The 14098-nt window shown below is 74.4% G+C and carries 6 protein-coding genes and 1 pseudogene; 2 read left to right on the top strand and 5 right to left on the bottom strand.

Annotation, left to right across the window (positions count from 1 at the left end; all coding sequences use genetic code 11):
- Positions 1 to 85: 85 nt before the first annotated feature.
- Together ACQEVC_RS15125 and ACQEVC_RS15120 are read left to right on the top strand one after the other, a co-directional pair.
- Positions 86 to 1513, top strand: coding sequence for a UDP-glucose dehydrogenase family protein (locus ACQEVC_RS15125; protein ID WP_432877504.1), 1428 nt, complete (start codon positions 86 to 88; stop codon positions 1511 to 1513).
- 265 nt (positions 1514 to 1778) lie between these two features.
- Positions 1779 to 6833, top strand: coding sequence for an SCO7613 C-terminal domain-containing membrane protein (locus ACQEVC_RS15120; RefSeq protein WP_432877502.1), 5055 nt, complete (start codon positions 1779 to 1781; stop codon positions 6831 to 6833).
- A 313-nt stretch (positions 6834 to 7146) separates the two neighbouring features.
- Here ACQEVC_RS15120 and purE read toward each other — a convergent pair whose 3' ends face one another.
- From purE to ACQEVC_RS15095, 5 genes and pseudogenes are all read right to left on the bottom strand, one after another.
- A complete protein-coding gene (gene purE, locus ACQEVC_RS15115) occupies positions 7147 to 7620 on the bottom strand; it encodes a 5-(carboxyamino)imidazole ribonucleotide mutase (RefSeq protein ID WP_432891410.1) in 474 nt (157 codons plus the stop codon).
- A 55-nt stretch (positions 7621 to 7675) separates the two neighbouring features.
- Positions 7676 to 8851, bottom strand: coding sequence for a 5-(carboxyamino)imidazole ribonucleotide synthase (locus ACQEVC_RS15110; protein WP_432877499.1), 1176 nt, complete (start codon positions 8849 to 8851; stop codon positions 7676 to 7678).
- A 13-nt stretch (positions 8852 to 8864) separates the two neighbouring features.
- Positions 8865 to 10865, bottom strand: a complete 2001-nt coding sequence (locus ACQEVC_RS15105; RefSeq protein ID WP_432877497.1) for a thioredoxin domain-containing protein — start codon at positions 10863 to 10865, stop codon at positions 8865 to 8867.
- Between the two features lie 94 nt (positions 10866 to 10959).
- Positions 10960 to 11721, bottom strand: coding sequence for a MerR family transcriptional regulator (locus tag ACQEVC_RS15100; protein ID WP_432877494.1), 762 nt, complete (start codon positions 11719 to 11721; stop codon positions 10960 to 10962).
- Between the two features lie 142 nt (positions 11722 to 11863).
- Positions 11864 to 13795 (bottom strand): annotated as a pseudogene (locus ACQEVC_RS15095) (putative bifunctional diguanylate cyclase/phosphodiesterase); the annotation flags it as partial.
- Positions 13796 to 14098: the final 303 nt, after the last annotated feature.

Here is a 14098-nt window from a genome sequence, read left to right as displayed (position 1 = left end):
ATGTCCGACATCGGTGCTGTCCTCCGGCGCCGACCTCCCACCGCGACGCAATGAAGCGCCGCCACTGCGAGCGGAGAACACAGGCGTGACGATCCCGTACCCGAGCACTCAGCCCATGCCGACGATCCCGGCGGTGACCCCGCCGTCCGGCGCCGCCCGCCCGCGTCTGACCTTCCTCGGCACCGGCTACCTGGGCGCGACGTACGCCATCTGCTTCGCCGAACTCGGCTACGAGGTGATCGGCTTCGACGTCGACGCCGAGAAGATCGCCAAGCTGGCCGGCGGCGACGTGCCGTTCCACGAGCCCGGCCTGGACGAGTTGCTCAAGCGCAACCTGGCGGCCGGCCGACTCCGGTTCTCGACCGACATCGCCGAGACCGCCGTCTTCGGCGACGTGCACTTCATCTGCGTCGGCACCCCGCAGCGGGCCGACGGCATGGGCGCCGACCTGTCGTACGTCGAGGCCGCCGTCACCGGGCTCTCCCAGCACCTGACCCGCAAGGCCCTGATCGTCGGCAAGTCCACCGTCCCGGTCGGCACCGCCGAGTGGATCGAGCAGCTTGTCGGCAAGCACGCCGAGGCCGACCTCGGGGTCGAGGTCGCCTGGAGCCCCGAGTTCCTCCAGGAGGGCTTCGCCGTCGAGGACGTGCTCCGGCCCAACCGGATCGTGGTCGGCGTCAAGAGCGAGTGGGCCAACGGCATGCTCTACTCCGCGCACAAGGGCGTCTTCGACCTGGCCGCCACCGAGGACCGGGAGGTTCCGCTGGTGGTGACCGATTTCGCCACCGCCGAACTGGTCAAGGTGGCCGCGAACGCCTTCCTGGCAACCAAGATCTCGTTCATCAACGCGATGGCCGAGGTCTGCGAGGTGGCCGGCGGTGACGTCACCCAGCTCGCCCGGGCGATCGGCTACGACCCCCGGATCGGCAACCGCTTCCTCCAGGCCGGCGTCGGCTTCGGCGGCGGCTGCCTCCCCAAGGACATCCGGGCGTTCCAGGCCCGGGCCCAGGAGCTGGGTGCCGGCGAGGCGCTGCGCTTCCTGCACGAGGTCGACCTGATCAACCTGCGGCGCCGCAGCCGGGTGCTCCAACTCGCCGCCGAACTGCTCGGCCGCCGGTACGGGCCGGCCGGGCCCGACCTCTCCGGCACCCGGGTCGCGGTGCTCGGCGCCACCTTCAAGCCGAACTCCGACGACGTCCGGGACGCCCCGTCGCTGGCGGTCGCCGCCGCGCTCGCCAAGGCCGGCGCCGACGTGCACGTCTACGACCCGCAGGGGATGGAGAACGCCCGCCGGGAGCGGCCCGAGCTGACGTACGAGCCCAGCATGAACGACGCCGTACGCGGGGCCGACCTGGTCTGCGTACTCACCGAGTGGGCCGACTTCCGCAACGCCGACCCGGTGGCGCTGGGCGAACTCGCCGCCGGACGGCGGGTCGTGGACGGTCGCAACTGCCTCGACTCCGGACTGTGGACCCAGGCCGGCTGGGATTACCGGGGCATGGGCCGGCCGTAGCGCCACAGTCGCAGCCGCAGCCGCAGCCGCAGCCGCAGCCGCCGCGAGGCGGGCGCCCGCTCGATAGCGGACCGGCCGGACGGCGACAATCGTGAATTCGACGCCGACTTGCCGGCCGTGGACCCGTCGAGGTCCACGGCCGGCCTTTTAGGATCTCCTCAGCCGGGTTTCGCACGCGATCGGGGACTGTTCAGGGTCGCCCGGCATGGGCATGCTTCGGTGGGAAGCCCGTGATGCGGCGTCAGCGCCGGCTGGAGGGGGTGCCGTGAGTACGACGTACCAGTGCTCCTCGTGCGGCCGGGAGATCGAGCCCGCACCGCACTGCCCGCACTGCGGGACCGAGCAACTCCAGTGGGCCGACGACGTCGCTCGGATCGAGCGTTCGATCGCCGAGATGAAGATCCGCGAGGCGGCGCTCGCCAAGGAGCAGAAGACGATCGCCTCGCAGATGCAGGCGGCGCTCTTCCAGCGGGACATCCTGTCGCACGCGGCGGACCAGCGCCGCAAGCAGAGCACCAAGCCGCGCCGGGTGATCCGGCGCAAGGCCAACCGGCGCCCACCGACCGCCGCGCCCGGCACGTCACCCGGCGGGCCACCGCCCCGGGTACCCCGGCAGCCGCGAGGTGGCGGCGCCGACCGGATGGCACCCCCCTCACCGCCGCCGCCCCCACCGCCACCACCCGGCACCGAACCGGACTGGGACGACGGGAAGGCCCGCCCGGAGGCCTCCACCCGAGAGGTGCAGAACATCCTGCTCGGGCTCGGGGCACTGCTGCTCGGCATCGCGGCGGTGGTCTTCGTCGCGGTCGCGCTCAGCTCGCTCGACGACTTCAGTCGGGTGGCGATCCTGGTGCTGGCCACCGCGCTGATGCTGGCCGTACCGCCCCGGGTGGCCCGGCGCGGGCTGATCGCCACCGCCGAGACCATCGCCGCGGTCGGGCTGCTGCTGGTGCCGCTGACCGGCTACTCGCTCTGGACCGTCGACCGGTTCGGCGACAGCGGCCTGCCCGGGTCGCTCTTCGCGGGGCTGACCTTTCTGGTCACCGCCGCCGTGGCGGCCGGCTACGCCGGGGCGACCGGGCTGAACGCGCCCCGGTACGCCGCCGTACTCGCCGTGCAGCCGATCCTGCCGCTGCTCGCGTACGCCTTCGTCACCGGGCCGGGCGGCTGGGCCCTGGTGCTGGTGGTGGTGTCGCTCGGCAACCTCTATCTCGGCCGGCTCTTCGGCGACGACGGGCGGCTGACCGGCTGGCCGGCCCGGTTCCGGTCCGGGCCCGAGGTGCCGGTCGACGTTCCGCCCGCTCCACCGAGGAGCCGCCCCGACGAGCGGCCGGCACGGGTGGACGACCCGACCGACCCCGACCGGGACACCTTCGACGGGACCGGCCCGGAGCGGCCGGAGACCTTCCCCGAGGAGGCGGACGCGGTCGTCCAGGCCGACCCGGCCCAGGGCGGGTCGGCGAAGCGGGTCCGCACCCCCGGCGTCCGGCGAACGGCCAGTACTCCCTGGGTGCGGGAACTGGCCTGGACGCTGCACGGCGTGGCCTTCGCCGTCGCCGTGGTCTGCGCGGTCCTCTCGCTGGTGAACGCCGACACCGTACCCGGTGCGACCCGGGCCGGCCTGGCGCTGCTGCTCGCCGCCGGGGTCGGCATGGTCGGCGCGCTGGCGTTGCGCCGGCCACCCCTGCCGGACATCGCCGCCGGGATCCTGACCCTGGCCGTGATCGGTGCCGCCGGCCGGGTCGCCGCGGTGGCCCTGCCGGGGCGGGCACTGGTGGTGATCGCCGCCGTCATCGCGCTGACCGGGCTCGGCGTACGCGCGGTGCCCGAGGCTGCCCGGCGCGGGCCGCAACTGGCGTCCGCCGCCGCCCTGATCGTGATCGGCATCGTGGTGGCCGGCGGCGCGCTGCGGGCCGCCCTGGCCCCGATCCGGGCCGCCCTGCCGGTCTGGGAGGCCGACCTCTCCGCATACCCCGGAAAACTCGCCGCCGGGGTCGGTGACACCTCCTGGCAGCTCGCCACCACCGCGCTGCTGCTCACCATCGCCGCCGTGCTCTCCTCGCCACCCGAGGTACGCCGCGAGTTCGCCGTGGTCGGCGCGGCGCTGACCGCACTGGCCATGCCCGCCTCCTTCGGGTTCGGCTGGGTCGCCGCTCCCTGGCCACCGGTGCTGGTCGCCGTCGGCATCGGACTCGTCGGACTGACCGCCGAGACCCGGCGGGCCGCCCTGACCCACGCCGTCGCCGCCGCCGTGGTGGGACTCGCCGGAGCCGCCGCCTCGGTGGCCCGGCCCGGCCTGACCGCCGCCGTCCTGTTCGCGCTCACCGTCGGCGGGGCGCTGGTCGCGCTCGCCCCGCTCGCCCGTACGGCACCGCTGGGCCGGTGGTCCGGAATGCTCGGGGACTGGGCGGCCGGCGGGGCGGCGTTCGCCTTCCCCGGTGCGGTGGCGGCCTTCGTCGCCTCGGCGGTACCCGTCGACCCCACCCCGACCGCCCTCTCGGTACGGGAGGCCAGCCAACCCGTCCTCGCCGCCAGCTTCCTGGCCGTCTGCGCCGTCCTCTGCTACGCGGCGGTCACCCAGGTGGCCCAGCGGCAGATCAGCGTGCCGCTGGCCGTCGGCACCGGCCTCGGCGCGCTCGCCGTCACCGCGGCGGCCTTCGGTGCACCCGGCGCCACCCTGCCGGACGCCCTGGTCGGCGGGCTGCTGCTGCTCAGCGCGATCCTGCTGGTGCTGGCGCCGTCGATCGACGCCGGCCGGCGGGCGGACCGGCTGCTCGACGGCTCGGACGTCGCCGCCGCCGCGGTCACCGCGGCGCTGGTGGGCACCCTCGCCCGGATCGCCGGGATCCTCGGGGACGGCGCCGAGCTGGCCGCCGCCGCCTTCCTCATCCTGGTGGTGGCCGCCGGGATCCGGGCCATGCCGGCCGACTGGCGGCGCGGGCCGGTCCTCGGCATCGCGCTGACCGGCGGCCTCGTCGCGCTGCTGGCCGGCTGGACGGCGGTCAGCGGTGGGCTCCAGGTGCTGGCCACGCCCGGCCGGCTCTGGGCGGCCGACCTCGCGCAGTGGCACGTCAGCGAGGCCGGCACCGGCTGGCAGGCCCCGGTCGCCCTGCTCCTGCTGGCCGGAGCCGCCGCGATCGCCCTGCCCCGGCCGTGGGCGTACGACGTCGCCGCGGTCTGTGTCGGACTCGCCACCATCGGCACCCCGGCGGCGTTCGGGCTGCCCTGGTGGTCCCCGATCGTGGTCGGCGGAGCCGTCGCCACCGTCTACGGGGTGAGTTCCGTCGTCGCCGCCGATCCCCGGGCCGGGCTGGCCCGGGCCACCGTCGCCGGTGCGGTCGCCCTGCACGCGGTCGGGGCGAGCCTGGTCCGGCCGTGGACTACCGCCGCCGCGCTCGGCATCGTCGCGCTGATCGGCGCCGTCGTCGCCACCCTCGCCCGGGCCGTCGGCACCCTCTCCGGCCCGGCGGAGGAGGCCGACTCCTGGTCGATGCCACCGCAGACCGCCCAGATCGGCGGGCTCGCCGCCGGTGGGGCGCTGTTCGCGCTCAGTGGCGCACTCGCCTCGTTCGCCGCCGCGCTGCACTCGCCGGCCGAGGTGGTGGTGCTGGCCACGCTCGCCGGGGCGAGCCTCGGCGTGGCGGTGGTCGGACTGGTCCGCCGCCAGGTCCCGCAGTACCTCCCGTACGCCACCATGGGCATCGTCGGCGGGGCGACCGCGACCTCGGTGGCGGCCCTCCTCACCGGCCTGCCCTGGGGCGTGTACGCCGCCGCGGCCGTACTGCTCGGGGTGCTCGCCGAGCTGATCCGGGCCGTCACCCCGGCTCCGACCCCGCTCCGGGAGCCGATCCGGCGCTGGTCGGTGATGCTCGGTGGGGCGCTCCGCCGGCTGCCCGAGCCGGCCCGGGGCGGTCGCTGGTCGGTCAGCCCCGCCGTCGGGGCGATGCTCGCGGCCGCCCTGCCGACCGCACTGGCCGTGGCGGCGCTGGCTCCCGCCCTGGTGGTGGCGCTGGTCGAGCCGTACCAGACGCTCGCCCAGATCTGGGACGGGCCACCGGCGGCGCTGACCGATCCGGAGCCCGAGGCCGTCGATCCCGGCAACGTGCTGGCGGCCCTGCTGCTGACCATCGCGGCCGGGCTCGCCGCCACCGGGTTCAGCGGCGGCCGGCCGGCCCGGGCGGTGCCGGTGGTACTGCCCGGAGCCGCGATCACCCTGCTGATCACCCCGATCTCGCTCGACCTGGGCTGGCCGAACAGCACCCTGGCCGCGCTCGCGGTCTTCACGATCGCCATGCTCGGACTGGCCCTGACCCCGCCGCCGCCGGACGCCGAGGTCGCCCGCTCGCTGCGACTGACCCGGATCCTGGTCTTCGGCATCGGGTTGGCCGCCGGCGGTGCCGGGCTGGCCGGGGCGCTGGCCACCCGGGAGCTGACCCTGTTCACCCTGGGCGCGGCGGTGGGAGTCGGCGCGGTCGCCGCGCTGGGCGGCCGGACCCAGAACGCCCGCATCCTCGGCTGGCTCTTCGCCTCGGTGATGGCCCAGACCTTCGTCTTCACCGGCGGGCTGGTGCTCGGGCTCGACCCGGCCTGGTCCGCGTTCGGGGTGCTGGCGGTGGGTGCGGTGCTGTTGCTGGTCGCGGCGATGCTGCCCCGGCTGCGCCGCCCGGAGTCGATGCGCGAGGCGACCACCGTGGAGTGGAGCGGGTACGCCGCGGCGCTCATCGCCGCCGCGCTCGCCTACGACTCGCCCCGGCACATCGCCGCACTGCTCGCCGCCTGGGGCGCCATACTCGGGATGGCCGCCGTACGGCCGTACCGCAGTCCGGTCGAGCGGCGCACGCTCTTCTGGTCGGCGGTCGGCTGCGAGGTCGTCGCCTGGTGGCTGCTGATGGCGCTCGCCGACGTCGCGCTGCCGGAGGCGTACACGCTGGCGTTCGCCGCCCTGGCCCTGCTGGTCGGCCTGCTGGAGCTGCGGCACCGCACCGACCTGAGCAGTTGGGCGGCGTACGGGCCGGCGCTGGTGGCGGCGTTCCTGCCGACCCTGGTGATCGTACTGGCCGGCAACGACAGCGCGGTGCGGCAGGTGTTGCTGCTGCTCGGCGGGGTGGCCACGCTGATCTGGGGATCCAACCGCCGCCAGCAGGCTCCGGTGATCATCGGAGCGATCGTCACCGCGCTGGCCGCACTACGTGCCCTGTTCAGCTTCGGGCCGTGGCTGGTGCTGATCCCGGTCGGCCTGCTGCTGCTGGCGTTCGGGGCCAGCAACGAGAACCGGCGCCGCACCCAGGAGCGCTTCCGGGCGGTACGCACCATGCGCTGACCGCACCCGTCGCGGTGCGCGAAGCTGCGGCCCGGGCCTCCAGCGGCCCGGCCCGGCAGGAGTGCCGCGCGCACACTGTCGAGCTGGGTGCACAGATGGGGCAGACGCCGAAGGTGCCACGGCGGGCGGCACGGGACAAGCTCCATCGGGCGGGCGACGGGCCTTCGACCTCTTCGATCCGGAGGAGGTCCGAGGTCAAGAAACGGGTGGGCGCACCGACGGGGCAGCTCGACAGTCTGCGCGGCAGGTAATCTCCGGCAGCGACGGAGCCGCGTCCAGCTAACCCACCCGGCGGCCGGGGTCGGACCCTGAGCTATGCGCCGAGACTGGCCCGCAGCGTGGCTTCCTTCTGCGCGACCATCGCCTCCAGCTCGGCCTGGTACGCCACCATCCGGTCCCGGAGCGTCCCGTCCGAGGCGGCCAGGATGCGTACGGCCAACAGGCCGGCGTTGCGGCCGTTGCCGATCGACACGGTCGCCACCGGGATGCCGGCCGGCATCTGCACGATGGAGAGCAGCGAGTCCAGCCCGTCGAGGTGCTTGAGCGGCACCGGCACCCCGATCACCGGCAGCGGGGTGGCCGAGGCGACCATGCCGGGGAGCGCGGCGGCCCCGCCCGCACCCGCGATGATCACCCGGATGCCCCGGCCGGCGGCGGCCTGCGCATAGTCGATCATCTTGACCGGGGTACGGTGCGCCGACACCACCCCGACCTCGTAGCCGACGCCGAACTCGGCCAGCGCCTCGGCCGCCGCGCCCATCACGGGCCAGTCCGAGTCGCTACCCATGATCAAGCCGACCGGCGGCGCCGACTCCGTCACGCCGACACCTCGCGGCACTCGCTCACTCGTGTCCCTCCCGTAGCCACCAGGCGGCCCGGGCGGCCCGGGCACGTACCTTCTCCAGATCGTCACCGAGCACCGTGACGTGCCCGATCTTGCGGCCGGGCCGGACCTGCTTGCCGTAGAGGTGCACCTTGGCGCCCGGGTCCTCGGCGAAGAGGTGGTGCAGCCGCTCGTCGATCGACATGCCGCCGTCCGGGCCGCCGAGCACGTTCGCCATCACCACCACCGGGGCGGTCAGCGCGGTGTCCCCCATCGGGTAGTCGAGCACCGCCCGCAGGTGCTGCTCGAACTGGGAGGTCCGGGAGCCCTCGATCGTCCAGTGCCCGGAGTTGTGCGGCCGCATCGCCAGCTCGTTGACGACCAGCGCCGGCTCGCCGTCCGCGCCGGTCACCTCGAAGAGTTCCACCGCCAGCAGGCCGACCACGCCGAGCGCGGTGGCCAGGTCGATCGCGAGCTGCTGGGCCCGCAGCGCCACCTCCTCCGGCAGCCGGGGCGCCGGCGCCAGCACCTCGACGCAGATGCCGTCCCGCTGCACGGTCTCCACCACCGGGTACGCCGCCACCTGGCCGAACGGCGAGCGGGCGACCTGCACCGCCAACTCCCGGCGCAGCCCGACCCGCTGCTCGGCGATCAGCTCCGTACCGGCGGCCCGCAGCGTGCGGACCAGCTCGGCGGCTTCGGTCGGGTCGGAGACGACCCAGACGCCCCGGCCGTCGTAACCGCCCCGGGCCGCCTTGAGGATCACCGGCCAGCCCAGCTCGGCACCGAAATCGACCAGGTCGCCCGGTTCGGCGACCGGCCGCCAGCGCGGTACCGGGGCGCCCAGCTCGGTCAGCCGCTCCCGCATGGCCCGCTTGTCCTGCGCGTACCGCAGCGCGTCGGCGGGCGGGTAGACGGCCACCCCGGCCTCGGCCAGCGCCCGGACGTGCTCGTTCGGCACGTGCTCGTGGTCGAAGGTGACCACGTCGGCGCCGTCGGCGAAGGCGCGCAGCGCGGCGAGGTCGGTGTGCTGGCCGTACCGGACGTCGGCGGCGACCAGCGCGGCACCGTCCGAGGGATCCAGCGCGAGGACGCGGAGCGACTGGCCGAGGGCGATCGCGGCCTGGTGGGTCATCCGGGCCAGTTGGCCGCCACCCACCATGCCGACAACGGGCAGACCCGTGCGGGAATCCATAGCGGGCGCAAGCCTAACTCCCGGTGACCCCGAGCTGCGCCAGCAGGGCGTCGGGGGTGGTCACCGGGCGGTCGCAGACGAAGCCCCGGCAGACGTAGACGGCCGGGGCACCGTCGATCATGGGCCGGTCGGCGAGCAGCGGTACGCCGGGCCGGTCCGGCTCGCCGGCCACCACCACCGCCCCGGGCGGGGCGTGCCGGTGCGCCAACGCCAGCAGCGGGTCGCCGGCCGGCTCGGCGGTGACCACCGCGATCTCGTACGGGCCGGAGAGCAGCGCCTCGCCGACGGTGGCCGCGTACCCGGTGAACCGGGCGTGCCGGGCGGTGATCGGCGCGACAGTCTCCAGGGCCGCCACCGCCGCCTCCCGGTAGCGCACCTGGCCGCCCAGCGCCGAGTACGCCACCAGCGCCGCCGCCACCGCCGACAGCCCGGACGGGGTGGCGTTGTCGGTCGGGTCGGCCGGCCGGCTCACCAGCTCCTCGGCGTCGTCGGCGGTGTCGTAGAAGCCGCCCTGGCCGGTGCCGAACCGCTCCAGGGCGACGTCCAGCAGCAGCCCGGCCAGCTCCAGCCAGCGCCCGTCCCCGGTGAACTGGTGCACCGCGCAGAACGCCTCGGCGACGCAGCCGTAGTCCTCCAGCACTCCGGCCGGCTCGCCGACCCGACCGTCCCGGGAGACCCGGCGCAGCCGCCCGTCGACGATGTGTCGCTCCGCCAGCACCTCGGCGATCCGCACCGCCGCGGCCCCGGCTACCGGGTCGGCGGTGAGGGTGGCGTACTCGACCAGGGCGGTGACGGCGAGTCCGTTCCAGGCCGCCACGACCTTGTCGTCCCGGGCCGGCTGGGGCCGGCGGTCGCGTACCTCCCGGAGTGCGGCCCGGACCCGCTGCCAGCGTTCCCGGATCTCCGGGTCGGCGTCGTCGATGTCCCGGGCCAGCCGGAGCACCGAGGTGCCGTGCTCGAAAGACCCGGCGTCGGTGACCGCGAAGAGGTCGGCGGCCCACCGGCCGTCGTCGGGGCCGAGCGCCTCGACGAGCTGGGCCGGGGTCCAGGCGTAGGTGGCGCCCTCCACGCCCTCGGTGTCGGCGTCCAGGGCCGAGGCCAGGCCGCCGGCCGGGGTGTCCAGGTCGGCCAGCAGGAACGCGGTGGTCTCGGCGGCGATCCGGGCGGCGAGCGGGTCCCCGGTGAGCCGCCAGAGCTGGGTGTAGACCCGCAGCAGCAGCGCGTTGTCGTAGAGCATCTTCTCGAAGTGCGGCACCGTCCAGTGCCCGTCCACCGAATACCGGGCGAAGCCGCCGGCGAGTTGGTCGTAGATGCCGCCCCGGGCCATCGCCTCGCAGGTGTGCCGGACGATCTCCAGGTCGCGGGTCGCGCCGGTGCGCTGGTGGTGGCGGAGCAGGAAGAGCAGGTTCATCTGCGGCGGGAACTTGGGCGCACCGCCGAAGCCGCCGTTGGTCTCGTCGTACTCCCGGGCGAGCTGCTCGGCGGCGGCGTCGAGCGTCTCGGCGGTGAGCGGCGCGCGCGGCCCGCCCACGGCCTGGGCGCCGGCCAGCGCCTCGACGACGGCAGCGCCCTGGCGCAGCACCGCCTCGCGCTGCCCGGTCCAGGCTTCGGTCACCGACTGGAGCAGCCGGACGAAGTTGGCCTTCGGGAAGTAGGTGCCGCAGAAGAACGGGGTACCGTCCGGGGCGGCGAAGACGGTCATCGGCCAGCCGCCCTGCCCGGTCATCGCCTGGGTGGCGGTCATGTAGACCGCGTCGACGTCCGGCCGCTCCTCCCGGTCCACCTTGATCGGGACGAAGTTCTCGTTCACCAGCTTGCCGACGGCCTGGTCTTCGAACGACTCGTGGGCCATCACGTGGCACCAGTGGCAGGCCGCGTAGCCGACCGAGATCAGCACCGGTACGTCCCGACGGCGCGCCTCGGCGAACGCCTCGGGCGTCCAGGGCCACCAGTCGACCGGGTTGTCCTTGTGCTGGAGCAGGTACGGGCTGGTCGCGTCGGCCAGTCGATTCACCCGACGACCATATCCGCTGCGGCGGTACGGCGCTCGGTGGTCGGTGGTCGGGCGGGTCTGCAGCCCCGCCCGCCGGGCCGACCGCTGCGCGTGGTCAGCCGGCCAGCCGACGCTCGGCGTAGACCTTCATCGCGTCCCGGATGAAGGCCGCCGTACCGGCGCCGTGCCGGTCGTAGTTCGCCGTGAACCGGGGATCCGCCACGTACATCTCGGCCAGTGCGAGGAAGTACTCCCGGTTCACCGGGTTACCGGTCTCGGACAGCCACTCGTGGTGCCGCCGGGTGATCGCCTGCGCCTCCTCGCCGTCCGCCGCCGCCCCGGCGTGGTACGCCCGGCCGAAGTCGGCGGCGATGTCGAGTTGCCGCTGCCCGAACTCCTTCTTCTCGTCCTCGCTCAGCGACCGCCACCACCGGTCCCCCCGCTGGTACGCCTCCTTTCCCCAGCGCTGGGTGACCTCCTCCTCGTACCGGGTGTGGTCGAAGCCGTCGAACACGTCCTCCGCCATCAGTTGTTCACCTCCCTCCACCTTGCGCAGGGTGGTCCGGACCGACTCGATCTGCCGGCCGATCCGGTCCCGCTCCTGTTCGAGGATCCGCAGGTGGGTACGGAGCGCGGCAGCACTGTCCCGCTGCCCGTCCAGCACCTCGGCGATGGCCGGCAGGCTCAGCCCCAACTCGCGGAGCAGCAGGATCCGCTGCAACCGGAGCAGGCACTCCTGGTCGTAGTAGCGGTAGCCGTTCCGGCCGATCCGGCTCGGTGCCAGCAGTCCGATCTGCCCGTAGTGCCGCAGCGTCCGGCTGGTCGTACCGGCCGACCGGGCGATCTCCTGGATCGACCACTCCACCGTGCTCCCCACCCCTGTGGTTCCGTCGTACCTCACCAACGGTAGAAGTTGACGTAGCGGCAGAGTCAAGCCGCCGGAACGGTCGGCACGGTGTACGGCCTCGCCGAGCCGGGACGATCTCGCCGAGCCGGGACGATCGGGACGGAAGGAGCCGCTAGGAGGCGCCGTCGGCGCGCAGCGGCAGGATCCGCGCCTGGGCGGAGTCGAGCAGCGACCGCAGTACCGCGACGATCTTGTCCGACGGCATCGGCCGGAAGAAGTGGTAGCCCTGGGCGGCCGTACAGCCCAGCTCGGCGAGCGCGGCGCGCTGGTCGGCGGTCTCCACCCCCTCGGCCACCACCCGCAACCCCAACTCGCGGCCGAGGTCCACCGTGGTCCTGACGATCGCCGCCGCCTCCGGCGACTCGGCCATCTTCATCACGAAGGACCGGTCGACCTTCAGCTCGTCCACCGATATCCGGGTCAGGAAGGTCAGCGAGGAGAACCCGGTGCCGAAGTCGTCGACGGCCAACTGCACGCCCATCGCGCGCAGCGCGGAGAGCACCTCGTCGATGACCTCCAGCTCGCTCATCACCACCGTCTCGGTGATCTCCAGCACCAGCCGGTGCGCCGGCACCTGGTGCCGACGCAGCGACTCGGCCACCTCGGCCGGCAGCCGCGGGTCGAGCAGGCTGCGCGCCGACAGGTTGATCGAGATCGGTACGTCCAGACCGTGCCGGGCCCAGTCGGCGGCGACACCGAGCGCCTTGTCCACCACATACCGGGTGAACGCGCCGAGCAGTTCGCTGCCCTCGATGGTCCGGACGAAGTCCGCCGGGGTGAGCCGGCCCCGCCGCGGGTGCCGCCAGCGGATCAGCGCCTCCACCCCGGTCGGCTCCCCGGTGCAGAGGTCGACCGCCGGCTGGAGCGCCAACTCGAGCTGGTCGTCGACGTCCAGCGCCTCCCGCAGCTCGGCGAGCAGGGCGAGCTTGTCGGTGCTGGCCGCGTCCCGGCCGCTGTCGTACGAGGCGACGCTGCCGCCGCCCTGCTTCGCCTGGTACATCGCGATGTCGGCCCGGCGCAGCAGCTCGGTCATGTCGGCCGTACCCGCACCGGCCACCACCACCCCGACGGAGACCTCGACCGACATCCGTACCCCGGCCACCTCGATCGGGGTGGCGAGCAGCTCGACGATCTCGCGGGCCCGGCGCAGCACGTTCGGCATCGGCGACCGGTCGGTGGCCGGCTCGGCCAGTACGGCCGGGGACGGGATCAGCAGCGCGAACTCGTCGCCGCCGAGCCGGCCGAGCAGCTCACCGGGGCGGACCAGCGCGTCCAGCCGGTCCGCCGTCACCTGGAGCAGCTCGTCGCCGGCCGCGTGCCCGAGCGTGTCGTTGACCTCTTTGAAGTGGTCGATGTCGAGCAGCAGCAGGGCCACCGGATGATCGTGGCCGAGCTGGTGCAGCGCCACGTCGCCCTTGCTCAGCAACGCCGCCCGGTTGATCAGATTGGTCAGCGCGTCGTGCACCGCCTCGTACGACGACCGGGCTGTCACCAGCCGGAGCTGGCGGTGCGTCGCCGCATCGTGCAACGCCGCCGCCAGCGCGTCGCCGAACGCCGAGAGCGCGTCCTGCTCCCGCTGGCCGGGCGGGGCGGAGTGGGGGAACCGGACCCGCAGCTCGCCGACCGGGGAGGTGCCGACCACCAGCGGTCGGGTCAGCTCCTGCACGGTCCGCCCGGCGGCCGTCAGGCCCTGCCCGGCGCCGGCACGACCGCCGGTCTCACCGGCATCCCGGCCCGCCGACAGGTCGCCGCCGACCTGGCTGGCGACCAGGTCCAGGCCGAGCCGGCTGGCCAGCGGCAGCCGGCCGGTGCCGTCGCCCGACGGCCCCGACGCCCCGCCCGGCTCGCCGGAGTCGGCCCGCTCGGCCGTGCTCAGGTCGCGGTGCACCACCGGTCGGCCCGGCTCGCCCCGGTAGCGCCGCCACCGGCCGTCGCCGCGCCGCACGTCCACCTCGACCCACTCCGCGCCGAACAGGGCCAGCGGGCCGGCCACCCCGGCCGTCGCGACACCGTGCTCGTCGAGCTGGTTGAGCGCGCCGGTAGCCTCGGCAAGGGCCCGCCAGGCGCGGCGCTCGTCGTCGGCCCGGAGCCGATGACTGTACGTCTGCTGGAGCAGCCACAGCACCGGCGGCAGGAAGAGCAGCCAGCGCGGGTCGTACTCGACCACGGCCACCACGGCCAGCCCGACGAAGACGTTGCCGACGAACATCAGCAGCTTGCCCTGGAGGGCGCGGAGCAGCGCCGGCCAGAGCCGTTCGCCGTGCCGCAGTGACAGGGTGAGCCCGGCCAGGCCGGCGGTGGCCAGCAGGTAGGTCATCGAGCCGACGGCGAGAGCGGCGATCAGCGG

The sequence above is a fragment of the Plantactinospora sp. CA-294935 genome (assembly GCF_050936445.1).
Lineage (GTDB): Bacteria > Actinomycetota > Actinomycetes > Mycobacteriales > Micromonosporaceae > Plantactinospora.
This window is presented reverse-complemented; position numbering and strand designations above follow the sequence as displayed.

Excerpts from the sequence above, each read along its gene's own strand:
- ACQEVC_RS15110 (WP_432877499.1), bottom strand. The coding sequence starts at position 8,851 with ATGGATTCCCGCACGGGTCTGCCCGTTGTCGGCATGGTGGGTGGCGGC.
- purE (WP_432891410.1), bottom strand. The coding sequence starts at position 7,620 with ATGGGTAGCGACTCGGACTGGCCCGTGATGGGCGCGGCGGCCGAGGCG.